Raw genomic sequence first — 26,753 nt, forward strand, 5'->3', positions numbered from 1 at the left:
CGGGTGGCCCCGAGGTTCCTGTCAGCCGCAGGTCAATCCTATTCGCTTTTTCTCGTACAGGGGAGTCGTCTGATCACGACAGGTGATGAGGCGCTGTCATCTTTCCCTGCAAGGATATCGTCATGGCAATCGTATGGATCTATCCCTTGGCGGCACTGGCGGAAATTGCCGGCTGTTTCGCCTTCTGGGCGTGGTGGAAACTGGATCGCAGCCCTTTGTGGCTGATCCCGGGCATGATGAGCCTCGGTGCGTTTGCCTGGTTGCTGTCGCTGGTGGATGTCGATCAGGCGGGGCGAGCCTTTGCCATCTATGGTGGGGTATATATCGTCACCTCGCTGCTCTGGCTCTGGCTGGTGGAGCAACAGGTGCCGGGTCGCTGGGATCTGCTCGGCTCGCTGGTCTGCCTGCTGGGCAGTGCGCTGATTCTGTGGGGAGGGCGGGCGCAGTGAGTCCGCGGGCGGGCTCGCTGAGCCGGTCCCTGAACGCCTGGCGCTGATGGCGTGATCGTCCGCTGCAGCAGGCCGATCTTGTGGGACGAAGGTCTCATGACGGATGTCGGGAATGGAGGATTCCGTCAAGGCGCTACACTCCGTGCGCACCAGCGCGTTAGTATCAGAAGGACTCATGCTTTATTACCAGGATGCTGGATCACTGATGGATGCACCGAGACACCAACATGACAAGTGAACTGCTGTGGGGCCTTGGTGGGATAGTGCTTGGCGGCCTCGTCGGATTCTTGCTTGCACGCCATCTACCGCGTCGTCACGAGTGGAATGCTGCCGTGAGGCCACTGCTTGCGACACTTCGCGAGGCTGAGCCCGAGGTCATCGCCGGCAGACCTCTTGAGGTGCCCGGAGATCAGCTCGAGGCATTCCGTGCCGTGGCCTCGCACAAGGCGTTCTATCGCTTCACCAGCGGTGTCGAGTATCTGAATCTGCAACTGGCAGCGGCCGGTGAGGCGCATCATGATCGTCATGAGCAACAGGCACTTCTGGACGATGCGCGCCTGACGCTGGCGACGCTGCAGGACAGGCTGAGGCCTCGTTGAGCCAGACAAGAACAGAGAGGATGTCGTTTCCTCGATGCAAGCGGTTGGACGCTGAAAGGGGGCGCTGAAAGGGGGCGCTGAATCCGACAGGGAAACGACTGGAGTGTGACGACAGAGGGAGAAGCCAGGGGGAAACGGCTAGCGAGAACGGCAAGGGGAAATGACGGAGTACACAAGCCCGACGCCATGGGAATGCAGCGTGCGGCAAGCCACGACGAGAGATCGCGATACGCGTGAGAAGCATATGGAAAGTCGTATCCCATGAAAGGTCGCATCACACAGCAAGTTGCATCATGTGGACAGCGGACTGATGGAGCAGGGGATAGATCAGTAAAGACAGAGAGGATGCTTCGAGAGGGCATCAGCAGAATGTGCTGATGGTGCGGAAGGGGGGACTCGAACCCCCACACCTTGCGGCACCAGAACCTAAATCTGGCGTGTCTACCAATTCCACCACTTCCGCGAGAAGCTGGCGTGCATTTTACCTGCGATGCCTTTCAAGTCAATCGCTTGTGGCCAATTATCCCTTGAGGGAGGCCACAGCGACGGCTTGTCAGTCATGGTGGCCATGTTGGCTGCGTGACTCGAGTCCGCAGGGCAATTGCAGATAGCTCGCGGCGCGTTCTGCCGCATGGCGGCTGTCAGTGAGGTCATCATCACGCACCCAAGGCACCACGCCGAGACAGGGCGCTTTCAGCGTGCGCGACAACGTCGCCATGTTGTCTTCACTGACTTCCATGTCGGCTTCCAGATGGTTGATGACATAGCCTGCCACCTCAAGCCCATCGCGCTCGATGGCTTCCAGGGTCAAACGTGCATGATTGATGCACCCGAGTCTCAGGCCTACCACCAGGATCACCGGTAGCCCCAAGGCGATGGCCAGATCCGAGAAATCTTCCTCGTCATTGAGCGGAACGCGCCAGCCGCCTGCTCCCTCGATCAAGGTCAGGTCACGCGGGGCCGTCTCGCGCTGGTGACGAATGTGTCGAGAGATCCTGGCCACTTCGAGACTCACGCCTGCCTGGCGTGCGGCGATGTGTGGCGCGATGGCCGGAGCGAATCGCCAGGGATTGATGCTCTCGTAATCCGCGGGCGGCTCGCACTGTGCCTGCAGCGACAGGGCATCGGCATTGACCAGCCCGTCGTGACTCTCGAAACAATCTGACGCCACGGGCTTGAGTCCGAGAGTGCTCAGGCCCCGCATGCGGGCACGAGCCAGCAAGGCGCTTGCGATGAAGGTCTTGCCGATTTCCGTGTCGGTGCCGGTCACGAAGGCCGCGATGCCGTGGGGGATGGCATGGGAGGCGGAAGGCTGGCTGGTATTGCTCAAGTGCGCTGATGGCATTTCGTTATCTTTCTGCAAAGTGTTCGCGTTGATGTCTATCAGACTGTGACTGATTTTTCGATGACAAGTTCAATGACTTGATAGCTTACAGGCAATCCTTGCGATGTGCGAAGCGCCTCGTGTCGGGCGGTCGCCTGGGCCAGATCCGCACGTGTCAGGCGATACCCGCTCGCTGTCTGGGCGCCTATTCCCTTGATGGAGCGCATGACGGCCGAGACGTCAGGATAATGGAAGACATGACGATGTGTCTGGCAATGCACCTTGAGGCCAGTGCGCCGTGTCCAGTCGATCAGCTGCTCTCGGGAGGGAAAGTGTCGGACCGAGCCATCCTGTCGCTGCCAGGCATGGCGGATCTCTGCCAATGTGCCTGGTCCGAGCGTATTGATGTGCGCCCTGCCACCCGGCTTCAGTGCACGCGCAAGCTCCCCCAGCCAGTGGCGGGGGGTGGGGCACCATTGCACTGCCAGGCTCGAGAACACTAGGTCCAGACTGTTGTCGGCCACTGGCAGGCGCTCGGCATCGCCGCGCAACCAGTGGATAGGAGGTTGCGCGTTGCCTGGTGTCATGTGCCGAGGCGGCGTGTCGGCGGATCTCGAGGCCTCTCTGAGCATGGCCATCGACAGATCCAGCCCCAGGCAACGTGCGGTGGGGTAGTGGCACGCCAGCTCACGTGTCCACTGGCCGGGGCCGCACCCCAGATCCAGCACCACCGCAGCATCCGGAAGCGTTGTCGGCAAGGTCTCGAACAATCGGCTGGCCATGACATGCTGGGCGCGTGCCAGGGTGAGGTATTCGCTCGCGCCGCGATCGAAGGCCTGAGCGATACGCTGGCGCGACGACGCGTGGGGCAGGGTCACCATCTGCATCTCAGTCTTCTTCCCTTGCAACGACGACATGGCCCATGCGAGTCAGCAGGGCATCGGCCAGGTCATCATGGTGACTCAGTGGCAGACAATGTCCGCCGCAATATTCCACCACCTGATGGCCGTGATCACGCAGTGCCTCGGCAAGTCCCGGTGCCAGCAATGGATCATCCCGGCCCAGCCAGAACTCGAGATTCGGACCTGCTCGTGTCAGTGACATTCGCCGCGTGGCCAGCTCCTCGAGCCCTGCCGAGAGTGCATCGACAGAGCTTTCAGGGCGAGTGCCGATCAATTCACGCAACTGCCGCAGGCAGTCGCGCGGGTCAGGCTCGCCACTGGCCTGCCAGCGCAGGAAATGCTGCCAGCTGGCGAGCGGAGAGCGGGCAAAGGCTGTCTGGAAAGTGGTGAGCGTGGTGCTGGGCAGTGCCGGAAGGGGCGCCGGGGACCTGCGATGAGCAAGAGTCGTCTCGGGAGTCGCGTGATCCGGCGTGATGAACGCCGGCCCCATGGCCAACGCGATGAGTGCCGCGGGCCGTTGGTCCATCGGCAGCGCAGTCGCGAGTGCCTCGGCGCGTAGCGCACCCAATGACCAGCCCAGCCACAGCGTGTCCGCTCCGCCGAGGTGCGAAGGAGCTGCTTCGGGATCGTCAGGCGCCGCAAGGGGCCAGTCTGCCGTCACGATCTCGATCGGGCGTGTCGCAGGTCCGGCAGTCCGCTCTCGTTCGGCAGCTTGCTGTCGCTCGGCCAGTCGCGTCTTCAAGGGTTGCCAGATGCGGGCATCGATACCCCAGCCGTTGAACAGCACCAGACGTGTCAATCGCGTCATGTCTCGGCCCCCGTGGTGGGTCTGGTAGTGCTCGATTCCAGCACCTCCCTGAGGGCGGCCAGCAGAGTCTCGACATCGTTCTCGCTGTGCGCGGCACTGAAGGTGAAGCGCAGGCGTGAACTGCCGGCAGGGACCGTCGGGGGGCGAATGGCAGATACCAGAATGCCTCGCTCGCGCAGTGCCGCGCTCCAGGCAAGGGCACGAGTTTCGCTACCGAGTACCAGTGGCTGGATCGGTGTCATCGGGTCAGTGAGGAGCGAGGGGGTGCCTGCCGTCACCGGGGGCAGGCCGAGCGCCAGACCACTGCCTGCCAGCAGAGCTGCACACCCCTCGCGAAACTGTCGTACGCGCGCTGCCAGGTGCTCGCGTCGCTGTGGTTCCTGCTCGACGATATCCAGCGCTGCCAGGGTGGCGGCAGCGACGTGCGGGGGTTGCGCCGTGGTGTAGATATATGGGCGGGCCAGCTGGATCAGGCTTTCGATCAACGCCTCGCTGCCGGCGACGAAGGCGCCAGCGCTGCCCAGGGCCTTGCCCAGCGTGCCCACCAATACCGGCACTTCGGCCAGCGGAGTGTCCCGTCCGACCAGTCCTTCGCCGTGCTCGCCCAGCACGCCTACCCCATGCGCATCGTCGATCATCAGCCAGGCGCCATGGCGAGCACATGCCCGAGCGAGGCCCGTGATATCGGCACAGTCGCCATCCATGCTGAACACGCCATCGCTGATCACCAGCCTGTCGTCGGCCTGTGAGCGTGCCAGCTGGCGCTCGAGATCCTCGAGGTCGCGATGATGGAAGCGGCGTGAGCGCACGGCTGAGTTGCCGGAGGATGCCAGCCGCGCGCCATCGAGGAGGCTGGCGTGGTTGAGACGGTCATGAAAGATCTCGAGAGTGCGCCCGGCCTCGCGCGAGGCGCTCGCGAGCGCATCGATCACGCCGAGATTGGCCATGAAGCCGGTGGAGAACAGCAGCGCACGCGGGCGTCCGGTCAATTTGGCCAGACGGGCTTCCAGTCGGTGATGAAGCGCCTGGTGACCATTGACCAGATGGGCACTGCCGCTGCCGACACCGAATTCCCGGGCTGCACGACAACCGGCCTCGATCAGCGTGGGGTGATTGGCCAGTCCTAGATAATCATTGGCGGTGAAGTTGAGCAGCGGACGTGCCTCTTCACCTGCTGCCTGCCCGGCGAGGCTGACGTGGGGCCCCTGTGGGGAGTCCAGTGTCAGGCGCCGGCGATAGCGCCCGACCTGCTCGCGTCTGGCGAGCAGGTCGTCCAGGTGGGCGAAGCTTGCGCCGCCACTGGAGCGCGTGCGTGAGCGTGAGCGGGTAGGCGTGTCGGTGGCCACGTGAGATCAGACCACCAGACCGCAGGGCTTGCGTTCACGGACGTGGCCTTCATCGCTGGCGGGCGTCGCCTCGCGGGTGGCATCGTAGAACAGGCTGCCTTCGACGTTGGCGCGCGCCTGTTCTTCCATGGCCGCCTTGAGCGCCGCTTCCCGCACATCGTCACTGGCGACTTCCTGGCGGGTTTCCGGGTGCAGGCCAAGGCGCTCGAACAGCTCGCGGTCACGGTTGGCCTGCGGATTGCCGGTGGTCAGCAGACGCTCGCCATAGAAGATGGAGTTCGCACCGGCGAGGAAGGCCAGCGCCTGGGTGGAATCGTCCATCTGCTCGCGACCGGCGGACAGGCGCACGTGGCTCTTCGGCATCATGATGCGCGCCACGGCGATGGCGCGGATGAACTCGATGGGGTCGAGATCCTCGACATTTTCCAGCGGCGTGCCCGCCACCTTGACCAGCATGTTGATCGGCACCGATTCCGGCTGTGGTTGCAGATTGGCCAGCTGGCGCAGCAGGCCGGCACGATCCGTGGTGGTTTCCCCCATGCCGAGAATGCCGCCGGAGCATACCTTCATGCCGGCTTCGCGCACGCTGGCCAGGGTGTCCAGGCGCTCGCTGTAGCTGCGCGTGGTGATGATCTCGCCGTAGTACTCCGGTGAGGTGTCCAGATTGTGGTTGTAGTAGTCGAGGCCGGCATCCGCGAGCTTTCTGGCCTGATCGGTATCGACCATTCCCAGCGTCATGCAGGTTTCCAGTCCGAGTGATTTCACCTGACGCACCATCTCGGTGACCACCTCGAGATCGCGCTCCCGCGGGCTCTTCCAGGCGGCGCCCATGCAGAAACGGCTGGCACCGGCATCCTTGGCGGCGCGGGCCTGCTCGACCACCTTCTGGATCTCCATCAGCTTTTCCTTACCCAGGCCAGTGTTGTAGTGGCCTGACTGCGGGCAGTACTTGCAGTCCTCCGGGCAGGCGCCGGTCTTGATCGACAGCAGGGTCGAGACCTGGACGGCATTCGGATCGAAGTGCTGGCGGTGGATCTGCTGGGCCCGGAACAGCAGGTCATTGAAGGGCAGGGCGAACAACGCTTCGATTTCCTCGACGCGCCAGTCGTGACGTACCTCGCCATCTGCGTTGGTCCGTTCGTCGTGCGAGGTTTGCGTGGTCACGCTCGGGGCTTCTACGGTCATGGGAGTGAGATCCTTCTTCAGGCAGGCAGTGAGACGCGTCAGGTGGCAGTCAGCGCCGGACGATCGCCAGTGTCTTCGGGTCAGGCGCACGCCGCCATCCAGTCCCGCGAGCGACGGCTGTCGGTCAGTCAACGCGATTCATGAATGAGGGTTGACTGAAATGATAGAGTTTTCGCGAGTGCTGTCAACGCTGGAAGGTCTGCTGGTTGACAGGAGGCGTGTGTCACGCCCCTGTGCCTTCTGCCTGCAGCAGCAACGAGGGCATGCGCATGGCAGGCGCCCGAGGGGACGCCATGGCGACTGGTGCGAGGCCTGTGAAGAGCGGATCGTGCGCAATCGTCATGCCTGCCCGTGCTGTGCCGAGCCGGTGGCCTCCGAGGCATTGAGTCAGGTGGCCTGTGCACGGTGTCTGCGGACGCCACCGGCCTATCAGCACGTGTACGCTCCATTGCGCTATGAGGGGCTGATCGCGGGTCTCTTCCAGCGTTACAAGGACCAGCATCAGAGGCGTGCCGGGCTCCTGCTGCGCCAATTGATGACGCGAGAGCTGGCCCCGTTCTGTCGGGAGTGGCTGGCAGCACGTCCCGAGGCATGGGTCATCCTGGTGCCGGGGGATTCGCGACGGCGACGAACGCGGGGGCATGAGGTGCTGGTGGAGCTGACGCGTGGTCTGCGGGTGCGTGAACGACAACGCGGTGACGTGGTGCGGATTCGCTCGGGACATGCGGCCGGTGAGGATCAGCGTCTGCGGGGGCGGCGCGGACGTCTGAAGGCGCAACGCGGACGTTATGACATCAGCGCTCCTCTGCCGGAAAGCGTGCTGTTGATCGATGATGTCATGACCAGTGGCGCGACCCTCGACAGCCTGGCGCAGGCCTGTCAGCGGGCGGGGGCTCGAGAGGTCGTCGCCTGTGTGCTGGCGCGTACGCCGCCTGGTTCGCCATGATGCTATTGGTCTATGGCCTGCGGGACTGGCGGTGTGAGGGTCTAATCTCATAGCATGCAAGGTCCGGCAGCCGTTTGCTGGTCCATGCCCGAGGAATTGCCATGCCTATTGATCCTGTTACACCTGCTGATTCGCAATCATCCGGCACCTCGCGCGAGCTTGATGAGCGCGCCAACGGCAACACCTGGGAGGCTGCGTCATCCCGGGAAGGCGAACTGGACAAGCGTTCACATCCCTTTGATGCGCTTGCGCCGGATCGTGTCGTGGCCGCCGTCGAGTCGCTTGGTTTCTGGTTGCCCGGCGAGCCCTTCGCGCTCAACAGTTATGAGAATCGGGTCTATCACCTGGCCGATGATGACCGGCGGCGCTGGGTCGCCAAGTTCTATCGTCCGGATCGCTGGAGCCGCGCCCAGATCCTCGAGGAACACGCCTTTCTGGCCGAGCTGGAAGCCGAGGGCGTTCCCGGTGCGCCGGCCTGGGCGGATGCCAGGGGGGAGACCCTGCATCATCACGAAGGCTTCGACTTCGCGCTGTTTCCCCATGTGGTCGGGCGGGCTCCCGAACTCGAATCTCCCGAGCACCTCTACCATCTGGGAGAGCTGATCGGTCGCGTGCACGCCGTCGGACGTCAAGGCCTCTTCCAGGAGCGTGAAACGCTCACGCCACTGCGCATCCTCGACGAGAGTCGTGACAGCGTGCTGGCCTCCGACTGGCTGAGTGAGCGTCAGAGTGAAAGCTATCAGCGTGTCATCGAGGCGTTGCGCCCCCTGGTGGCGGAGCAGAGCTGGCCGCAGAGTGGCTTGCTGCGTGCGCATGGTGACTGCCATATCGGCAACATGCTGGGGCGGGATGACAGCTTCGCGCTGGTGGATTTCGATGATTGTCTCAATGCGCCTGCCATTCAGGATCTGTGGATGCTGTTGACGGGAGAGAGTGACCCCGAGCTCCACATGCAGTTGTCCGAGGTGCTGGAAGGATATGAGCAGCACTGCGACTTCAATCGCGGGGAGCTGAAGTGGATCGAGACACTGCGTACGCTGCGCATGGTGCGTCACAGTGCCTGGGTGGTACGGCGCTGGACGGATCCCGCCTTCCCGCAGGCCTTCTCGCATGTCGCGAGCCTGGGGTACTGGGATGACCACATCCGCAGTCTTGAGCAGCAGCGAGTCGTGCTTGATGCTCCTCGCTGGCTGGCGTGAGCCGCCCGCGCCGGAGACCGGTGGGCCATTCTTGAGTCCCATGACCCGACGCCCTCGACGCCTTGCGTTGAGGGCGTCGTCGTTGCGGCCTTGCGGGAAAGACGTGATCAGGCCTGCGTTGGAGGCAGGCCTGAGGTAGAATCTGCGCTGACATTGAACACTAACTTTTACAAGATCAATTCAACGTTAAGATATTGTATAAGTTATGTGCTTTACCCCTGCTATGCGTGCGCTCATGCGCGCCCCTGACCGATACCATAGGCAGACGGATGACCGAAGAGATTGCCAACCATTACCGCCAGATCATCACTGCATTGGGTGAGGATCCGCAGCGCGAGGGCCTGCAGGACACGCCCATGCGTGCTGCCAAGGCCATGCAGTTCCTGACCCATGGCTATCATCAGTCGCTGGAGGAGATCGTCAACGGCGCCGTCTTCACCTCGGACACCGACGAGATGGTACTGGTCAAGGACATCGAGCTTTACTCGATGTGCGAGCATCACATGCTGCCGTTCATCGGCAAGTGCCATATCGCCTATCTGCCGGCGGGCAAGGTGCTGGGGCTGTCCAAGTTCGCGCGCATCACCGACATGTACTCGCGCCGCATGCAGATCCAGGAAAACCTCACCAAGCAGATCGCTGAGGCGGTCCAGCAGGTGACCGGCGCACGGGGTGTGGCGGTGGTGGTCGAGGCGCGCCACATGTGCATGATGATGCGTGGCGTGGAAAAGCAGAATTCCAGCATGAAGACCTCCGTGATGCTGGGGGCCTTCCGCGAGAATCAGCCGACCCGTCAGGAATTCCTGACCCTGATCAGCTGATCCGATAGCCACGACGCCGCCTCTCGAGGCGGCGTCGTCGTCTGTGAGTCGTTTGTCTGACATCTCTTGTTCAGGAGTCCCCGTCGATGCCGATGCATGCCTTGCACGATGAACATCTCGATCATGATCTTGCCACCATTCGCATCAAGAACCTGCGTCTGCGCACCTATATCGGGATCAACGATGACGAGATCCAGAATCGTCAGGATGTCGTGATCAATGTGGTGATCCGCTACCGCGCCGCGCGTGCGGTTCAGTTCAACCACATCAGCGAAGCCCTCAACTATCGCACCATCACCAAGCAGCTGATCGCGCATGTCGAGGATGGGCGTTTCGCATTGCTCGAGCGCATGACGCGGGAAGTGCTGGATATCGTGATGCAGCATGAGCAGGTGCTGACGGCTCAGGTCGAGATCGACAAGCCGCATGCGCTGCGCTTCTCCGATTCGGTGTCCATCACCCTGTCGGACAGCCGGGAAGACCATATCCAGACGGCAAGTGTCGGACGCTAGACAGTCAGGAGAGACGGGATGTCAGGAGGGGCAGCATGATCGGAGAGATCACTCGGTTCGATGATGCCACCCAGGAGGGTGTCATCACGGATGACAAGGGCGCCGAGTACGTGTTCGATCTTGTCGGTTGGCGCGGTCGCGGTCTCCCGGGGCCGGGACTGGCGGTGGATTTCGAGGTGCGTGACGGGCGTGCGAGTCAGGTGTTCAATGCGCGGGTCAAGCAGCAGAAGGCGCGGCGTGTCGTGTCGATGCCGCCGGAGCGCGAGCTCGGTGAGGTACCGCCGTCGTCTGTCGGGGCCGGCAAGCAGCCATCCGGCCGACGCGAGTGGCCCATGGGGCGTGTGATCACGGGGCTGGCCATGGCAGGGCTGGTGCTGGCAGGGTTGTGGTTCTGGCACTGAACCCGCATCTAGGTTCTATTAGGCTAGTCTTGAATAGTCTCGGCTAGCGCTCAATGCCGCCTCGATCCACCTGCATGCCTCTGGAGTCTTCATGGAACATCTCAACGATACCAGTCTCTTTCGCCCCTTTGCCTATATCGATGGTGGTTGGGTCGCCGCGGATTCCGGTGAGCAGATAGAGGTCGACAATCCGGCCACCGGCGAGATCATCGGCCGAGTGCCTCGCCTGGGCTATGCGGAAACCGAGCGTGCCATCGAGGCGGCCCAGAATGCCTTCGCTGACTGGAAGGAAACCCCCGCGCTGGAACGTGCCGACATCTTGATGAAGTGGTACGCCCTGATGCAGGAGCACAAGGATGACCTAGCGCAGATCATGACCCTGGAGCAGGGCAAGCCACTCGCCGAATCCGCCGGTGAGATCCAGTATGCCGCCAGCTTCCTGCGCTGGTTCGCCGAGGAAGGGCAGCGAGTCTACGGTGATACCATTCCGGCAGCCAAGCGTGATCAGCGCATCATGGTGCTCAAGCAACCCGTGGGTGTCGTGGGGGCGATCACGCCGTGGAACTTCCCGTCATCGATGATCACCCGCAAGGCGGGTGCCGCATTGGCGGCGGGCTGCCCCATCGTGGTCAAGCCTGCCAGTCAGACTCCCTTCTCGGCGCTGGCGCTGGCGGTGCTGGCGGAGCGCGCTGGCGTGCCGCGTGGTGTCTTCAACGTGGTGCCGGGCTCTGCCAGGGATATCGCCAAGGCGATGACCGATTCGCGTCTCGTGCGCAAGGTCACCTTCACCGGCTCCACCGAAGTTGGCCGCGGACTGATGGCCAATGCCTCACAGCATATCCAGAAGATCTCGCTCGAGCTTGGCGGCAATGCGCCTTTCCTGGTGTTCGAAGACGCCGATCTCGATACGGCGGTGGATGGCGCGATGGCAGCCAAGTTCCGCAACGCCGGTCAGACCTGCGTCTGCACCAACCGTTTCCTGGTGCAGTCAAGCGTGGTCAATGCCTTCAGCGAGAAGCTGGCAGCGGCGATGAATGCCGAGTTGACCGTGGGCAACGGCATGGAAGAGGGCGTCAAGGTCGGCCCACTGATAGATGGTGACGCCGTCGAGAAGGTCACGGATCACGTGCAGGATGCGCTCGACAAGGGGGCCGAGCTGCTGCTGGGCGGTCATCCGCATCCGCTGGGTGGCAGCTTCTTCACCCCGACGTTGATCTCGCAGGTGACGCCGGAGATGAAGGTGGCCCGTGAGGAAACCTTCGGGCCGCTGGCAGCCATCTTCCCCTTCGAGAGCGAGGAAGAGGCCATCGAGATGGCCAACGATACCGAGTTCGGGCTGGCCAGCTATTTCTACAGCACGGATCTCAAGCGTGTCTGGCGCGTGTCGGAAGGTCTGGATTACGGCATGGTCGGTATCAACACCGGACTGATCTCCAACGCCGCCGCGCCCTTCGGCGGCACCAAGGCATCGGGGCTGGGCCGTGAGGGCTCCAAGTATGGCCTCGAGGAGTACATGGAAACCAAGTATCTGTGTCTCTCACTTGGCTGAGCCGTTCGTCATCGGGTCTGCGCCGTCGATCCCTGCTTGAGCCTGCATCCTTGAACGTGGCATCGTCGATAGATGGCCAGCGCTCAAGGCAATGACCGGACACGACATCAGTTGCAAAAAGCCCGCCCGGGACACCGGGCGGGCTTTTTCATGTCATTCAGTCATCCGGCCTGTTGCTGCCAAGCGTGTCTGCAATCTATGGAATTTTCGCTGCTGATGAGAAAGCGGCATGCGCGAGAGGGAGCAATCTCGCGACAAGAGGCCCATGCGTCATTGGTCGTAGAGGTGAGGTGTCTCGGGCATTGATCGCGCTGCGTGTGTCAGACCAAAGCGGTATGCCGCCGTCTTTTACCGCAGATCAGGGACAAAGACAGGTGTGCTTTGTCGGCATTCTCTTACTTGTGGATATGCTTATTTACGCTACAGTCAAAGAGCGGGACCTGTGGTGATAGTCTTCAAGGATTGAAGACAGGGCGAGTGGCGTGGCGGACGCGACTTGCCCTTTTTTATGGCCGGTTCCCAGCTCAGTATTGTCAGCCCGCACTTCTCAGTTCTCCCTTCTCAGCCCTCACTCCTCACTCCTCACTCCTCAGCCCAGCGGTGACAGCCCCATTCCCGCCACCAATCCTTCCAATGCATGCCGGCCGGCAATCGAGTTGCCATAGCCGTCCAGGCGCGGCGACCACACACAGATGCTCATCTGTCCCGGCAGGATGGCGATGATGCCGCCGCCGACACCACTCTTGCCTGGCAGGCCCACGCGCCAGGCGAAGTCTCCCGCCGCGTCATAGAGCCCACAGGTCAGCAATAGCGCATTGAGCTGACGTGTCTCCAAGGGCGAGACCACTTCCTTGCCATCCAGCGGATTGACGCCACGATTGGCCAGGAAGGCGAAGCTGCGGGCCAGCTCCACGCAGTTCATCGATACCGAACAGCTGTGGAAGTAGGTGTCCAGCAGGTCATCCACATCGGAGTGCACGTTGCCATAGGCCTGCATCAGGTAGGCGAGCGAGGCATTGCGTGCCTTGTGGTCCATCTCGGAGCGCGCCACCTTCTCGTCGAAGCCGATGTCGGGGCTGCCGGACAGGCGTCTGAGTTGTTCACGCAGCGTGTTCTGGATCGAGACGATGCGCGAGACCAGCAGGTCCGTGATCAGCAGTGCCCCGGCATTGATGAACGGGTTGCGTGGAATGCCGTTCTCGACCTCCAGCTGCATGATCGAATTGAACGCCTGGCCAGAGGGTTCACGTCCCACGCGTGACCAGATCTCGTCGCTTTCCAGACGCTGCATCGCCAGTACCAGTGCGTGGACCTTGGAGATCGACTGGATCGAGAAGCGCGTGTGTGCATCCCCGGCATACTGGACGCGGCCATCGACATGACAGACGGCAATCCCGAACTGATCCGGGTCCACCTGCGCCAGGGCCGGGATGTAATCCGCGACCTTGCCCTCGTTGAAGCAGCGGCTGGCATCATTGGACAGGCGTTCAAGCAGCGTCTGGAGGGCATCAGAGTCGAGTGGCGGCGTCATGGCGACCTTGAGGAGACAGAGTGGATGGGAATGCAATCGCATGGTACGGCTGCGCATTCTACCCAATCCTGTGGGCTGTGGCGCGTGGTGATCCGAGCGCTTGATAGCCAGCCCTTATCAGCGGGGTAGGGCAAAGTGATTTCAAGTTGCAGATGAGACTCACTATCATTCATTACATCGAGGCAACAACAGGTTGCCCACCAAGAGACACGCGACGCGCTGGGGTTCAGCGTCTCGCTGAGCACAGACCGCCCGGAGGGCAGCCAACATGATCAAGACATTGACCTTTGCCAGCATGCACTTCTCCATCGCCTTCGGTGTCACCTACCTGCTGACCGGTGACATCGTGGTCGGCGGTCTGGTCGCCATCGTCGAGCCTGCGGTCAACACCGTCGCCTTCTTCTTCCACGAGAAGGTCTGGAATCGTGTGACTGCCCGTCGTCAGCAGGCAGCTGAACAACAGGCCAGCCGCCCCTCCGGCATGAATGGTGCGGTATTGGCGAGCTGAGGACACTTGCGTCGGCAAGGGTGGGCACCGCAGAATCGAGCGATCTTTCCTCGGAGCCACCCATGCTGAAGCTTGCCTTTCACCCCGTCCGTTTCTCTCGCCTGTCCTGTCTGCGCCAGCGTCCTCTCCTCCAGGGGGCGCTGGCGTTGCTGTTGGGGCTTGCCGGCAGCATAGCTGTCGCCGAGCCCGTGGCTGCCGATGAGACACGCGATTATCACTACAGCGACGCCCACCTGCACTTCGTCGACTTCTTCCAGCAGGGCGATGGCTTGGGGGCCTTGCTGGATGCCATGGATGAGGCGCAGGTGGATCATGCCCTGATCACGGGCATCGGTGTCGCCAAGAAATGGCAGCAGGACGCGCCCAAGAAGCCGCGTTACTACATGGGTGATGATGGGCCGGTCTACTGGTACTCCGGTACCGATTACATTCTGGCCGAGGCGTTGACTCGCGCTCCCGAGCCGGTCCAGGCGCGTTTCTCGCCGTTCATCACCGGCTTCAACCCCACTGATCTGAATGCTGCCGATGAGATTCGCCAGTTGATGGCGATCTATCCCGGCTTCTGGAAAGGCATCGGCGAGGTCTTCACGCGTCATGATGACCTGACGCGCCTGACCGAGGGCGAGACGCCACGAGCCAATCATCCCGCCTTGAGAAAGGTCTATGCGCTGGCGGCGGAGAAGGGCCTGCCGGTGATGGTGCATTCCAATGTCACCAGCAAGCGTGAGGGGCATGAGGGGCTGTATCTCGAGGAATTCGAGAGTGCGGTGCGCGACAATCCGGACACGACCTTCATCTGGGCACATGCGGGTACCAGTGCCGAGCTCAATCGTCGCCTGGGGCGCATGACATGGCTGCACGGCGAGATCGAGCGCATGCTGGAAACCTATCCCAACCTGAATATCGACCTGTCCTGGTCAGTGCTGGAGCCGTATCTGCTGGATGACAAGGGCCAGCCGCGCCCGCGCTGGGTCAAGCTGGTCGAGCGCTTCCCACAGCGCTTCGTGCTTGGCAGTGACGTGGTCGGGCGCTTCGGCTCGGTGGGCGATATCCTGGCAAGTTACACGCCATTCCTCGATGCCCTGTCGCCACAGACGGCGCACAATGTCGCCCGTGACAACTTCCTGCGCCTGGTCAGACTGCCTGTCGAATAGGGGCAGGCGTTGATGCCCCGGCATACGAAAAGCCCCCGTCAGCGATTCGCTGGCGGGGGCTTTTTCGTGAGCGTCAGAGAGGCTCACACATCATGTGTCAGAGCCGTCGATCAGTGACGGAAGTGACGCATGCCGGTGAAGACCATGGCGATGCCGGCTTCGTTGGCCGCATCGATGACTTCCTGATCACGCATGGAGCCACCTGGCTGGATGACGGCCGTGATACCGGCCGCCGCCGCGGCGTCGATGCCGTCACGGAACGGGAAGAAGGCATCGGAGGCCATCACGGAGCCCGGCACTTCCAGCCCTTCATCGGCGGCCTTTATGCCGGCGATCTTGGCCGAATAGACGCGGCTCATCTGACCGGCGCCCACACCGATGGTCTGGCCATCCTTGATGTAGACGATGGCGTTGGACTTGACGAACTTGGCCACTTTCCAGGCGAAGGTCAGGTCGTTGAGTTCCTGCTCGCTCGGCGCGCGCTCGGTGACGACCTTGAGTTCATCACGGCCGACCATGCCCTGATCGCGGTCCTGCACCAGCAGACCGCCGGTGACGCGCTTGAAGTCGTGACCGCCGGTACGCTCGGCCGCCCAGGCCTCCGCGACGTCGAGCAGACGCACGTTGGCCTTGGTGGCGACGATGGCAGCGGCTTCGTCGCTGATTCCCGGGGCGATGATCACCTCGACGAACTGGCGCGAGACGATGGCCTGCGCGGTCTCGGCGTCCAGCGGCACGTTGAAGGCGATGATGCCGCCGAAGGCGCTGGTCGGGTCGGTCTGATAGGCGCGCTCGTAGGCGGCCAGGGCAGACTCGCCGATGGCGACGCCACACGGGTTGGCGTGCTTGACGATGACACAGGCGGTCTCGTCGAAGGCCTTGACGCACTCGAAGGCGGCATCGGTATCGGCGACGTTGTTGTAGGACAACGCCTTGCCCTGGACCTGCACGGCCGTGGCGACGCTGGCCTCGGTGGCACCGTCCTCGACGTAGAAGGCCGCTTGCTGATGCGGGTTCTCGCCGTAACGCATGTCCTGCTTCTTGCTCAGGCTGACGTTGTACTGACGCGGCAGACCATCACTGCCACCCTCGACCCGCTGACCCAGCCAGTTGGCGATGGCGCCGTCGTAGGCGGCGGTGTGCTCGAAGGCTGCCACGGCCAGGTCGAAGCGCGCCTCGTCGCTGACGGCGTTGTCATTGGCATCCATCTCGGCGATCACGCGGTCGTAGTCGGCCGCGTTGACGACGATGGTGGTGTGCGCGTGGTTCTTGGCGCAGGAACGCACCATGGTCGGGCCGCCGATATCGATGTTCTCGATGGCGTCTTCCAGCGAGCAATCCGGGTTGGCCACGGTGGCGGCGAACGGATACAGGTTGACGATGACCATGTCGATGGGGTCGATGCCGTGCTCGGCCATCACCGCATCATCCTGACCGCGTCGACCGAGAATGCCGCCGTGGATCTTGGGATGCAGGGTCTTGACCCGGCCATCCATCATTTCCGGGAAGCCGGTGTGCTCGGAGACTTCGGTCACGGCCAGGCCGTTGTCCTTGAGCAGACGGAAGGTGCCGCCGGTAGACAGCAGGGCGACGCCACGGGCGTCGAGGGCACGGGCGAATTCGACGATGCCGGTCTTGTCGGAAACGCTCAGGAGGGCGCGACGGATGGCTTGGGGCTTGGCTTGCATGATGCTCCACTCGTGGATCAACAAAAAGACGCCGGGGCACCTGTGAGGATGCCCCGGCGGGGTCAGATCAGATCAAACTGCTTGAGCTTCTTGCGCAGCGTGCCTCGATTGAGGCCCAGCATATCGGCGGCGCGGGTCTGGTTGCCCTGGGCGTGGGCCATCACCGCTTCCAGCAGCGGCGCCTCGACCTCGGCCATCACCATGGCATGCAGGTCGGTGACCTGCTCGCCATCCAGGTGGGCGAAGTAGCGCGCCATGGAATGCTCGACGGCTTCGCGCAGGGTCTGATGGTGCCGAACGGGCGTCATCAGCGTGGCCTGGCTTGCGTCGTCAGGGGATAGAGGGTGCCTGCTGGTCATGCTGCGTGACTTCCTTGCGTCTCGGTGCGGGCGATGCCTTCCGGCTCGCCGAACAGGCGGGTCAGGAACTGGCGCTGTTCATCGGGCTCCTCGAGAGGATTGAAGCTGCGCTTCAACTCACTGCCATCCTCGCGGGTCGCCAGGTACCAGCCCACATGCTTGCGCGCGATGCGCACGCCCATGTAGTCACCGTAGAATTCATACAGGGCCTCGAGATGGGTGCGCATCACCTGGGCACGCTCCGCATCGCTCGGGCCGGAAGCTACATGGCCAGTGGCCAGATAGTGATTGATCTCGCGGAAGATCCAGGGGTTGCCCTGGGCCGCACGGCCGACCATCACGGCATCGGCGCCCGTATAGTCAAGCACATGTCGCGCTTTCTCGCCGCTGTCGATATCGCCATTGGCGAAGACCGGAATCGAGACTGCCGCCTTCACCGCAGCGATGGTGTCGTATTCGGCCTCACCGGTATATTTCTGCTGACGGGTGCGACCATGCACGGAGAGCGCCTGGATGCCGGCACTCTCGGCCATGCGCGCGATGGTGATGGCGTTGCGTGTTTCCTCGCACCAGCCGGTGCGCATCTTCAGCGTGACCGGCACCTTCACGGCACGCACCACGGCCTCGAGAATCTCGCCGACCAGACGCTCATCGCGCATCAGGGCAGACCCGGCGGCCTTGTTGCAGACCTTCTTGGCCGGGCAGCCCATGTTGATGTCGATGATCTCGGCGCCCATCTCGGCATTCAGCGCGGCGGCCTCGGCCAGCATCGCGGCATCGCCCCCGGCGATCTGCACGGCACGCGGGCCGGGTTCACCGGCATGATTCATGCGCGTGCGCGACTTGACGGTGTTCCACAGGCGCTTGTCACTGGTCACCATCTCCGAGACCACGAGCCCCGCGCCCAGCTCACGACATTGCTGTCGGAACGGGCGATCGGTGACGCCGGCCATCGGGGCCAGAATCACGCGATTGGGCAACTGGTGCACACCGATGCGCGGGAGCTCGGCGTGAAGGGATGTCTCGGTCATGGGGCTCGTGTCATGCAGTGGGGTGGCGCGCGATGCAGGCATCACGGGGGCGTCATGATACCTAGAGCGCCGCAGGGTTTGAAGGGCTATTTCATCCGTGGCGCGTTCCGGAGGTCTTCCTTTGCGCCGTGGATTCCCTGCGCTGCGGCACTCATGGTATTGCGTGGCTCAGCCCTCGAGCGGGCGCTGGCCGTTGAGGCGCACCCAGCCATCGCGCTCGGTGGGCTCTTCCATGATCAGGCCGGCCTCACGATAGGCCTCGAGCACGTCTCCCGCCTGGGGCGCGAGAATGCCGGAAAGCGCCAGGAGGCCACCCGGGGCCACACTGCCCGCGATCTGCGGGGCCAGCTCGACCAGCGGGCCGGCCAGGATGTTGGCGACCACGATCTGATAGCCCGCGTCCGGCAGGCGGTCCGGGTAGCACAGTGTCAGCCTGTCGCTGACCTCGTTGCGCTGGGCGTTGTCGCGGGAGGCCTGCAGGGCCTGGGGATCGATATCGGTGCCCATGGCATCCACCGCGCCGAGCTTGAGTGCGGCGATGGCCAGGATGCCGGAGCCGCAGCCGAAGTCCAGCACGCTGTGCCGGGCGAGCTTGCCCTCCACGGCCAGGCCATCGAGCCATTCCAGGCACAGGGCGGTGGTCGGGTGAGTGCCGGTGCCGAAGGCCAGACCCGGGTCGAGCATCAGGTTGACGGCGTCCTGTTCGGGCGCGTCATGCCAGCTGGGCACGATCCACAGCCGCTGGCCCATCTTGAGCGGCTCGAAGCCGTCCATCCACTCACGTGTCCAGTCGCGGTCCTCGAGAATCTCGACCTCGATCTCCGGGCAGGGCTCATCGGGAATCAGTGCCGCCCAGCCGGCCTTGACCCGCTCGCGCATGGTCTCGATGCCTTCGGTGCCATCCCACAGGCCGGTAAGCACTGTCTCGCTCCACAGCGGCGTGCTGCCGAGGTCCGGCTCGAACAGTGGCTGATCCTCGGCGTCCTGCAGGGTGATGGCGCAGGCACCTTCTTCCATCAGCAGATGCTCGAGAATCTCGGCGTGGTCGGGGGCGATACGCGCCTTGAGTTGCAGCCAGGACATGGTGGCTCCTGTCGAATAGGTAGGGAGTGAAGAGAATAGACGAAGCGGCAGTGGGGGCAGGGGCGCTCGGATGCCGGCATGACCCTGAGCGCACTCAAGGGCCCCTGCGCAAACGACAGAAGGGCGGCCGAGGCCACCCTTCTGTCATGTGTCGACCGATGCTGCCAGTCTCAAGCAGGGCAGATTACAGGCCCAGCTTCTTCTCCAGATAATGGATGTTGACGCCACCTTCCTGGAAGCCGGCATCACGCACCAGATCCTTCTGCAGGTCAGTGTTGGTCTTGATGCCTTCCACCAGCAGCTCATCGAGGGCATTGCGCATGCGCGTCAATGCGATCTCGCGGCTCTCACCCCAGGTGATCAGCTTGCCGATCAGGGAGTCGTAGTGCGGCGGCACGGTGTAGCCGGAGTACAGGTGCGAGTCCATGCGCACGCCCAGACCGCCCGGCGCGTGATAGAGCTCGACCTTGCCCGGAGACGGCATGAAGGTGCGCGAGTCTTCGGCATTGATGCGGCATTCGAAGGCGTGGCCACGCAGCTTGACGTCTTCCTGCTTGATGGAGAGCGGCAGGCCGGAGGCGATGCGCAGCTGCTCCTTGACGATGTCGACGCCCGTGACCATCTCGGTCACCGGGTGCTCGACCTGAACGCGGGTGTTCATCTCGATGAAGTAGAACCCGCCGTTCTCGTACAGGAATTCGAAGGTGCCGGCGCCACGATAGCCGATCTCGATGCAGGCATCGGTGCACGACTTGAGGACCTTGGCACGGGCTTCCTCATCCAGCTGCGGTGCCGGCGCTTCTTCCAGCACCTTCTGGTGACGACGCTGCAGGGAGCAGTCGCGGTCATACAGGTGAATGGCGTTGCCCTGGCCATCGGCCAGCACCTGGACTTCGACGTGACGCGGGTTCTGGAGGAATTTCTCCATGTACACCGTGCCGTCGCCGAAGGCCGCGGCGGCTTCACCCTGGGTGATGCTCACCGAGGACAGCAGGCTGGCCTTGGAGTGCACCACGCGCATGCCGCGACCACCACCGCCAGCGGCGGCCTTGATGATCACCGGGTAGCCGATGCGCTCGGCGATGGCGAACATCTCGTCTTCATCCTGCGGCACCGGACCATCGGAGCCCGGTACGGTCGGGACGCCGGCCAGCTTCATCGCTTCGATGGCCGCGACCTTGTCACCCATCATGCGGATGGTGTCAGCGCGCGGGCCGATGAAGGCGAAGCCTGAGCGTTCGACCTGCTCGGCGAAGTTGGCGTTTTCCGACAGGAAGCCGTAGCCCGGATGGATGGCGTCGGCGTCCGTCACCTCGGCGGCTGCGATCAGCGCCGGGATGTGCAGATAGGATTTGGCAGAGGAGGCCGGGCCGATGCAGACAGCTTCGTCGGCCAGGCGGACGTGCATCAGATCGCGGTCGGCCTTGGAGTGCACCGCTACCGTCTTGATGCCCAGTTCCTTGCAGGCGCGAAGGATGCGAAGTGCAATCTCGCCGCGGTTGGCAATCAGTACCTTGTCGAGCATGGTGACGTGTCCGTTGGGATCAGGAAATGACGATCATGGGCTGGTCGAATTCAACCGGCTCGCCGTCTTCGATCAGAATGGCTTCCACCACACCATCCTTGTCGGCTTCGATCTGGTTCATCATCTTCATGGCTTCGACGATGCAGACGGTATCACCTTTCTTGACGCTCTGGCCGACTTCGATGAAGGCCTTGGAGCCCGGTGCCGGAGAGCGATAGAAGGAGCCGACCATCGGCGAATTGATGGTGTGGCCCTGCGGCGCTGCCGGAGCGGCGGCTGCCGGTGCCTCGACGCTGCCGGCTGCCGGTGCGGCCTGCTGCTGCATCGGTTGCTGCTGCATCATCATCGGGGCCTGCATCATCGGCTGCTGGGCGAAGCCCTGCGGATGGCGGCTGATGCGAACGGACTCTTCGCCTTCCTGGATCTCGATTTCGCTGATGTTGGACTCTTCGAGCAGCTCGATCAGCTTCTTGACCTTGCGGATATCCATGAAATTCATCCCGATATAAAGGTGGCTGGAAATGGGGTGTGCAACCGAGACGTCTCTGGTTGCGGGTGACAGCGATATTGGCTGTCCCGACCGATGGGCCGGTCAATCCTTGTCTCAGGCAGCTATGAGGCCTGCCGTGCCTGAAGGCTGCGCCGGGACTCTCCTGCTAGGCAAGATCGGCCAGGGCGGCATCAAGCGCCATGTCGTAACTTCGAGCGCCAAACCCCATGATCACGCCGCGTGCCACATCGGAAAGATAGGAATGATGGCGGAACGCCTCGCGGGCATGGGTATTGGACAGGTGCAGCTCGATGAAGGGCAGTGCGACCCCCAGCAGGGCATCGCGCAGCGCTACGCTGGTATGGGTAAAGGCCGCGGGATTGATCAGGATGATGGCGGTGCCATCCTCACGGGCCGCATGCACGCGATCTACCAGTACATGCTCGGCATTCGATTGCAGCCAGTCCAGCTGGTGGCCAGCCTGGCTGGCCCGTGTCTCCAGACGTGAGCGGATATCTTCCAGGGTGGTCGTGCCGTACACCTCGGGCTCGCGGGTGCCCAGCAGATTGAGGTTGGGGCCGTTGAGTACCAGGATGCGCGCCATGAAAGTCCTCTTGTCAGCGGAAGCAAGTGCGTGACTCGCTGAGCTGTTAACCCTGGGTGAAAATGCAAAGATACCGTCACTATCCGCGACGTTTACCTATTGAGCCTAGACTGTTGTCGCAGTGACGCGGATTCTGCCGAAATTCTCGAACGCTGTCCAGTTTGGCACCGAACCGGATTTCCTGCCGCTTTTATCCTGATTGCCACGCCGACTCTCCCGCGCTGCCATCCTGTCAACATCGCGACGTCATCTGCCGGTGTCCGGCATGGCTGACTCCCGCCAGATCATGCACCCACGGCAGTGCGATGGTGACGCAGCACCTTGTCGAGATGCTCGCCCAGCTGCTCGGCATCGACCTCTCCCTGAATCCGCGCTTCGGTCATTTCCTGTTGTCCTGCGAAGAACAGCAGGCTGGGCGGTCCGAAGAGGCCGAACGATGACAGCAGCTCACGGGTGGTGGCATCCGTCTGAGTGACATCGGCGCGAATCAGATGAAACTGGCGCAGCTGGCTTGCGACGCGCGGAAAGACCTCGCGCTCCATCACCTTGCAGGAGATGCACCAGTCGGCGTAGTAATCGACGAAGACCGGTTGCCCGCGACGGTCAGCCAGTGCCAGCTCGCGCTTGAGGGCAGCCATGTCAGTGACGCTGGTGAAGTCCAGCGTCTGCTCGGTTGCCTGTCCCGAGGCAGTTCCGCCTCCGGTGAAGGGTGCCAATGGGCGTAGCGGGTCGCTTGCGCCGCCGGCCACGCCCAGCAGGCTGATCATTCCCCAGCCGAGTGCCAGCAGCCCCAGTGCCTGACGGGCGCGGGCCCAGCCGTGGCTTGAGGAGCTGATCGCGCCGAGCGCCACCCCGGTGCCGATGGCCAATGCCGCCCAGCCCAGCACCGTCAGCGAGGCCGGCAGCAAGCGCTCTACCAGCCACAGCGCCACGCCCAGCAGCAGAATGCCGAAGGCCTGCTTGATGCCTTCCATCCAGCCGCCCGCCCTGGGCAGGAGACTGGCGCCGAAGGTGCCGACCAGTATCAGCGGCACCCCCATGCCGAGCCCGAGCGCGAACAGCGCCAACCCGCCACTGGTGGCATCGCCACTGGCGGAGAGATAGACCAGCGCACCGGCCAGAGGTGCCGAGACGCAGGGCGATACCACGAGTACCGATAACGCGCCTGCCAGCGCCAATCCCCCCGGGCCGGCATTCATCAGGCGCCCCTGCAGCGTGTCGAGGCGCGAATGCAGGCGGCCGGGCAGGCGCAGATTGAAGGCGCCGAACATGGCCAGCGCGAACAGCACGAACAGGGCGGCAAAGGGAATCAGCACGACGGGAGATTGCAGTTGGGCCTGCAGGTTGAGGCCGGCGCCGAACAGACCCATCAGCGTGCCGGCCGCGGCGTAGGTGAGCGCCATGCCCAGGGCGTAGCTTGAGGACAGCAGCAAGGCGCGCGGGCGGCTGGGGCGCTGGCCGACGATGATCGAGCTGAGAATCGGGATCATCGGCAGCACGCAGGGCGTGAAGGTCAGCCCGAGGCCTGCCAGGAAGAACAGCCCGAGCAAGGTGACGAGGCCGGCATCCGTGAACAATGCTCGAAAGCTGCCATCCGTCCCCGGGATGGCAGTGGGCTCGCCGTCACGATGTGCGCCAGTGTCGTCGGCAGCGCCGCTCTCCAGGGTGGCGGCATCAGGCATCAGGTGGGCAAAGGCGTCGGGCGCACTCTGCTCACCGGCCTCGAGCGTGACGGTCTCGGGGGGATAGCAGAGGCCGGCGTCGGCACACCCCTGGAAGGTGATGGATATCGGTACCGGACCACTGATCGATGACGCCTCGTCCGGGGCATTCTGACGGTCTGCGGCTGTCAGAGGCAGGCGAATGACCAGTGGGTCATGGAAGACGTGCACGTCACCCAGATAGGGGTCCTGCTTGAATTCGCCGGGGGGCAGGTCCGCGGCACCGAGCCGGAGGTCGTCACGGGAGGTCGCGAAGTCGAATTGATGGCGATAGAGGTAATAGCCCTCGGCACTGGTGAAGCCGACATAGAGGGTGTCGCCTTCACGCCATGCGCGGGGCGTAAAGGCCTCGTTGACCGGCAGGAAGTCGCTGCTGGATGCCTGACTCGTGAACAGCCCAGTAGACGATTCGCTGCTGGAGGAGGCGGCCGGACTGCTGCCGAACAGCCCGGCATGGGCTGGCAGGGCGAAAATGGTCAGGCTGAGGAGCAGCACAATGACCAGCAGCACCCCGGGGCGCATCGGTCGGGCGAGGGCGAGACTGGCGCGAATCTGGCGGGAGATCGCGTCATTTGCGGGAAACGGACGAAGCACGAAGGCATCCTTTTGCAGTGCCGGGAGAAGAAGCCGATCTTGCGAGTGCCTGTGCCCTCTGCGCGATCAGCTCGCTTGAGGTGTTCGTCACGGAAAGAGGGCCGGCAATGATGCCCACGATGATCACGGGTCGCGACTTGCACCAGGATGAATGCGCCACCATGTAGCGATGATCTCCCCCCGGTTCTGACGTCGCGATGAGCGCGACTGGCACACGCAGGGACGCATGATAGGATAGGACGTACGTCATGAGTACCGGCGCTGGAGGCAACGCGGGTATCGACACCGGTTCACGGTCTTCTGACTCGTCTTTTTTCACACGGCTTTTTACAAGGCTTCATACAAGGAAGAACGCATGGCCCTATTCGGTAAAGGCAGCAAGCGTGGCGCGGGTCGCGACGTGCTGGAAACACCTCAGTATGGCTGGATCTGGAAACCACTGGTCGGGCTGTTCGTCATTTACCTGCTGGTCTGCGTTGGCCTTGGGATCTACTGGAGCAGCGAGCCGGACGAATTCAATGTCGACCAGGCCACGCGCACCGAACTGGCCCGCGTACATGGGCTGGCGGCACCCGTTGCCAGTGTCGATGGCGAGCAGCCGGCACCGGCCTTCGAGGTGCTGCCGACGGGCACGGCGACTGTCGCGACCCTGATGAAACTCAACGATACCCTGCTGCACAAGCCCGGCGGCTATCTGAAGAATGACGTGGCACCCCCGGGGCTGTGGCTGGACAACATGCCCAACTGGGAATATGGCGTGCTGGTGCAGGTGCGCGACATGACGCGCGAGCTGCGCAAGGAATTCAGTCGTTCACAGTCTCAGTCCAGTGATGACAAGGCGCTGGGCAAGGCGGAATCGCTGCTGTTCATCGACGCCAATGCCTGGATGCTGCCGGAAGCCGAGCATGAATATGCCGATGCCAACCGCCAGTTGGGGGACTACCTCAAGCGTCTGAGCGATGACACCCAGAACAATGGCCAGTTCTATGCGCGCGCCGACAATCTGGTGGCCTGGCTGTCGGATGTCGAGAATCGTCTCGGTTCCCTGTCACAGCGACTGTCCGCGAGCGTCGGCAAGTCTCAGCTCAATCTGAGTCTGGCCGGTGACAAGAACGCGACCTCGGCCAAGAGCACCCAGACGGAAGAAGAGATCAAGACGCCGTGGCTCGAGATCGACGATGTCTTCTATCAGGCGCGCGGCACCTCCTGGGCGTTGATCCATCTGCTCAAGGCGGTGCGTCATGACTTCCAGGGCGTTCTGGAAGACAAGAATGCCCTGACCTCCATCGACCAGATCATCCGTGAGCTGGAGTCGACCCAGACCGATATCGGCAGCCCGGTGATCCTCAACGGTTCCGGCTTCGGTTTCTTCGCCAATCACTCGCTGGTCATGGCCAACTACATCGCACGCGCCAATTCCGCGATCAGTGACCTGCGCAGCCTGCTCGAGAAGGGCTGAAGTCTGACGCGAGGCTGGCGGACCCTGACGGAGGTCATGTCCGCCAGCCTCGTCAGCCTGAGCTGGATCGGGCTGAGCCCAGAAAACGAAAAGCCCCCGTCAATGACGGGGGCTTTTTCATGAGCGGTCAGCAAATGAGGGTCAGTTGGCGACCGTCACGGGAAGGATCAGTCCTTCTGGTAGGCAGCTGCTGCCTTCTCGATCGCGGCACGCGCGGCATCAGCGCCGTCCCAGGAATCGATCTTGACCCACTTGCCCTTCTCGAGATCCTTGTAGTTCTCGAAGAAGTGCGCGATCTGCTGACGCAGCAGTTCCGGCAGATCAGTGACTTCCTGGACGTCGTCGTACAGGGAGGTCAGCTTCTGGTGCGGTACGCAGACCAGCTTGGCGTCTTCGCCAGCTTCGTCGCTCATGTTGAGCACGCCGACCGGACGCGCACGGATGACACTGCCCGGCGCGACCGGATACGGAGTCACGACCAGCGCGTCGAGGGCATCGCCATCGTCAGCCAGGGTGTTCGGGATGTAACCGTAGTTGGCCGGGTAGAACATCGGAGTGGCCATGAAACGATCCACCATGAGTGCATCGATGTCCTTGTCGATCTCGTACTTGATCGGCGCGTGATTGGCCGGAATCTCGATCGCTACGTAGACGTCGTTCGGCAATTCCTTGCCAGCGGGGATCTTGTCGAAACTCATTGTCGAGTCCTTGGGTTTGCGGGTTGAAGGCCTGCGGGTCAAAATTCCGCTGAATTATACGAACTGGCAGACCGTTTTGCCATTATGCCACGCTCGATCGCCTTGCGTTGCACCAACGAGTGGTGGCACTGCAGGCTGACTCGGGTAACACTTGGCAGCGCGCGAGCCCATGTGGAGGCCATCCCTCGATACTCTGGCCGATGGTGTGCCCGTTGTTCAAGGATCGCCGCGCGACTCGCGGTGCCGTGCAGACACTGTGACGAGGCC

At 62.9% G+C, this 26,753-nt stretch carries 26 protein-coding genes and 1 tRNA gene; 11 read left to right on the forward strand and 16 right to left on the reverse strand.

From position 1 onward, the window contains the following. The first annotated feature begins 122 nt into the window (after window positions 1-122). Together PJK54_RS08485 and PJK54_RS08490 are read left to right on the forward strand one after the other, a co-directional pair. Window positions 123-449, forward strand: a complete 327-nt coding sequence (locus tag PJK54_RS08485) for a YnfA family protein (RefSeq protein WP_077371819.1) — start codon at window positions 123-125, stop codon at window positions 447-449. A 332-nt stretch (window positions 450-781) separates the two neighbouring features. Beyond that, on the forward strand, window positions 782-1,048 hold the full coding sequence (locus tag PJK54_RS08490; RefSeq protein ID WP_136938304.1) for a hypothetical protein: 267 nt from the start codon (window positions 782-784) through the stop codon (window positions 1,046-1,048). Between the two features lie 378 nt (window positions 1,049-1,426). Here the strand turns inward: PJK54_RS08490 and PJK54_RS08495 are convergent. The 6 genes from PJK54_RS08495 to bioB all read right to left on the reverse strand — a co-directional run bounded on the left by PJK54_RS08495 (window position 1,427) and on the right by bioB (window position 6,613). Further along, window positions 1,427-1,511, reverse strand: a tRNA-Leu gene (locus PJK54_RS08495). 90 nt (window positions 1,512-1,601) lie between these two features. After that, window positions 1,602-2,393 carry a dethiobiotin synthase gene (gene bioD, locus PJK54_RS08500; RefSeq protein ID WP_077371825.1) on the reverse strand — a complete coding sequence of 264 codons (792 nt, stop codon included), beginning with the start codon at window positions 2,391-2,393 and terminating at the stop codon, window positions 1,602-1,604. A gap of 38 nt (window positions 2,394-2,431) precedes the next feature. Further along, window positions 2,432-3,259, reverse strand: a complete 828-nt coding sequence (locus PJK54_RS08505; protein ID WP_271302641.1) for a methyltransferase domain-containing protein — start codon at window positions 3,257-3,259, stop codon at window positions 2,432-2,434. Between the two features lies 1 nt (window position 3,260). Next, window positions 3,261-4,082: an alpha/beta fold hydrolase gene (locus PJK54_RS08510; RefSeq protein WP_157109494.1), complete on the reverse strand. Its 822-nt coding sequence runs from the start codon at window positions 4,080-4,082 to the stop codon at window positions 3,261-3,263. Further along, a complete protein-coding gene (locus PJK54_RS08515; protein ID WP_271302642.1) occupies window positions 4,079-5,428 on the reverse strand; it encodes an aminotransferase class I/II-fold pyridoxal phosphate-dependent enzyme in 1,350 nt (449 codons plus the stop codon). Before PJK54_RS08515 ends, PJK54_RS08510 begins: the two co-directional genes overlap by 4 nt. Before the next feature lie 6 nt (window positions 5,429-5,434). After that, entirely contained in the window at window positions 5,435-6,613 is a 1,179-nt protein-coding gene (gene bioB, locus PJK54_RS08520) for a biotin synthase BioB (protein ID WP_077371834.1), read from the reverse strand. 328 nt (window positions 6,614-6,941) lie between these two features. Between bioB and PJK54_RS08525 the strand changes: the two genes are divergently transcribed. The 6 genes from PJK54_RS08525 (at window position 6,942) to PJK54_RS08550 (ending at window position 12,041) form a co-directional block, all read left to right on the forward strand. Next, window positions 6,942-7,559: a ComF family protein gene (locus tag PJK54_RS08525; RefSeq protein WP_271302643.1), complete on the forward strand. Its 618-nt coding sequence runs from the start codon at window positions 6,942-6,944 to the stop codon at window positions 7,557-7,559. 215 nt (window positions 7,560-7,774) lie between these two features. Next, a complete protein-coding gene (locus PJK54_RS08530; RefSeq protein ID WP_373996117.1) occupies window positions 7,775-8,758 on the forward strand; it encodes a serine/threonine protein kinase in 984 nt (327 codons plus the stop codon). A gap of 269 nt (window positions 8,759-9,027) precedes the next feature. Next, on the forward strand, window positions 9,028-9,579 hold the full coding sequence (gene folE, locus PJK54_RS08535) for a GTP cyclohydrolase I FolE (protein WP_077371842.1): 552 nt from the start codon (window positions 9,028-9,030) through the stop codon (window positions 9,577-9,579). Window positions 9,580-9,665: 86 nt separating this feature from the next. Then, window positions 9,666-10,091 carry a dihydroneopterin triphosphate 2'-epimerase gene (gene folX, locus PJK54_RS08540; protein WP_077371844.1) on the forward strand — a complete coding sequence of 142 codons (426 nt, stop codon included), beginning with the start codon at window positions 9,666-9,668 and terminating at the stop codon, window positions 10,089-10,091. A gap of 35 nt (window positions 10,092-10,126) precedes the next feature. Next, on the forward strand, window positions 10,127-10,492 hold the full coding sequence (locus tag PJK54_RS08545) for a hypothetical protein (protein WP_077371847.1): 366 nt from the start codon (window positions 10,127-10,129) through the stop codon (window positions 10,490-10,492). Window positions 10,493-10,583: 91 nt separating this feature from the next. Further along, the gene (locus PJK54_RS08550; protein WP_271302644.1) at window positions 10,584-12,041 is read left to right on the forward strand and encodes an NAD-dependent succinate-semialdehyde dehydrogenase; all 1,458 of its coding nucleotides are present in this window, start codon (window positions 10,584-10,586) and stop codon (window positions 12,039-12,041) included. Window positions 12,042-12,630: 589 nt separating this feature from the next. Here the strand turns inward: PJK54_RS08550 and glsB are convergent. Then, complete coding sequence (gene glsB, locus PJK54_RS08555; protein ID WP_254696424.1) at window positions 12,631-13,629, reverse strand: glutaminase B; 999 nt, start codon at window positions 13,627-13,629, stop codon at window positions 12,631-12,633. A gap of 211 nt (window positions 13,630-13,840) precedes the next feature. Between glsB and PJK54_RS08560 the strand changes: the two genes are divergently transcribed. After that, on the forward strand, window positions 13,841-14,080 hold the full coding sequence (locus tag PJK54_RS08560; RefSeq protein WP_077371853.1) for a DUF2061 domain-containing protein: 240 nt from the start codon (window positions 13,841-13,843) through the stop codon (window positions 14,078-14,080). Between the two features lie 62 nt (window positions 14,081-14,142). After that, window positions 14,143-15,234: an amidohydrolase family protein gene (locus tag PJK54_RS08565; RefSeq protein WP_271302645.1), complete on the forward strand. Its 1,092-nt coding sequence runs from the start codon at window positions 14,143-14,145 to the stop codon at window positions 15,232-15,234. 110 nt (window positions 15,235-15,344) lie between these two features. Here PJK54_RS08565 and purH read toward each other — a convergent pair whose 3' ends face one another. The 8 genes from purH to dsbD all read right to left on the reverse strand — a co-directional run bounded on the left by purH (window position 15,345) and on the right by dsbD (window position 24,329). Further along, window positions 15,345-16,922 (reverse strand): bifunctional phosphoribosylaminoimidazolecarboxamide formyltransferase/IMP cyclohydrolase, encoded by a 1,578-nt coding sequence (purH, locus tag PJK54_RS08570; protein WP_271302646.1) that lies wholly within the window; start codon window positions 16,920-16,922, stop codon window positions 15,345-15,347. Between the two features lie 62 nt (window positions 16,923-16,984). Next, window positions 16,985-17,281: a DNA-binding transcriptional regulator Fis gene (gene fis, locus PJK54_RS08575; protein ID WP_043331993.1), complete on the reverse strand. Its 297-nt coding sequence runs from the start codon at window positions 17,279-17,281 to the stop codon at window positions 16,985-16,987. Next, window positions 17,278-18,312 (reverse strand): tRNA dihydrouridine synthase DusB, encoded by a 1,035-nt coding sequence (gene dusB / locus PJK54_RS08580; protein ID WP_271302647.1) that lies wholly within the window; start codon window positions 18,310-18,312, stop codon window positions 17,278-17,280. Before dusB ends, fis begins: the two co-directional genes overlap by 4 nt. A 168-nt stretch (window positions 18,313-18,480) precedes the next feature. Further along, a complete protein-coding gene (gene prmA, locus PJK54_RS08585; RefSeq protein WP_077371862.1) occupies window positions 18,481-19,395 on the reverse strand; it encodes a 50S ribosomal protein L11 methyltransferase in 915 nt (304 codons plus the stop codon). A gap of 184 nt (window positions 19,396-19,579) precedes the next feature. Next, on the reverse strand, window positions 19,580-20,920 hold the full coding sequence (accC, locus tag PJK54_RS08590) for an acetyl-CoA carboxylase biotin carboxylase subunit (protein WP_077371866.1): 1,341 nt from the start codon (window positions 20,918-20,920) through the stop codon (window positions 19,580-19,582). Window positions 20,921-20,939: 19 nt separating this feature from the next. Next, window positions 20,940-21,410 (reverse strand): acetyl-CoA carboxylase biotin carboxyl carrier protein, encoded by a 471-nt coding sequence (gene accB / locus PJK54_RS08595; RefSeq protein WP_077371869.1) that lies wholly within the window; start codon window positions 21,408-21,410, stop codon window positions 20,940-20,942. Window positions 21,411-21,576: 166 nt separating this feature from the next. Continuing rightward, window positions 21,577-22,014 (reverse strand): type II 3-dehydroquinate dehydratase, encoded by a 438-nt coding sequence (gene aroQ / locus PJK54_RS08600; RefSeq protein ID WP_077371872.1) that lies wholly within the window; start codon window positions 22,012-22,014, stop codon window positions 21,577-21,579. A 284-nt stretch (window positions 22,015-22,298) separates the two neighbouring features. Then, window positions 22,299-24,329: a protein-disulfide reductase DsbD gene (gene dsbD, locus PJK54_RS08605; protein WP_271302648.1), complete on the reverse strand. Its 2,031-nt coding sequence runs from the start codon at window positions 24,327-24,329 to the stop codon at window positions 22,299-22,301. Between the two features lie 355 nt (window positions 24,330-24,684). Here dsbD and PJK54_RS08610 point away from each other — a divergent pair, with 355 nt between their 5' ends. Beyond that, window positions 24,685-25,788, forward strand: coding sequence for a DUF2333 family protein (locus tag PJK54_RS08610; RefSeq protein WP_077371875.1), 1,104 nt, complete (start codon window positions 24,685-24,687; stop codon window positions 25,786-25,788). Window positions 25,789-25,955: 167 nt separating this feature from the next. Here the strand turns inward: PJK54_RS08610 and ppa are convergent, their stop codons facing one another. Beyond that, window positions 25,956-26,486: an inorganic diphosphatase gene (gene ppa / locus PJK54_RS08615; protein WP_043331979.1), complete on the reverse strand. Its 531-nt coding sequence runs from the start codon at window positions 26,484-26,486 to the stop codon at window positions 25,956-25,958. Window positions 26,487-26,753 lie beyond the last annotated feature (267 nt).

Source organism: Cobetia sp. MMG027, assembly GCF_027947415.1.
GTDB lineage: Bacteria > Pseudomonadota > Gammaproteobacteria > Pseudomonadales > Halomonadaceae > Cobetia > Cobetia marina.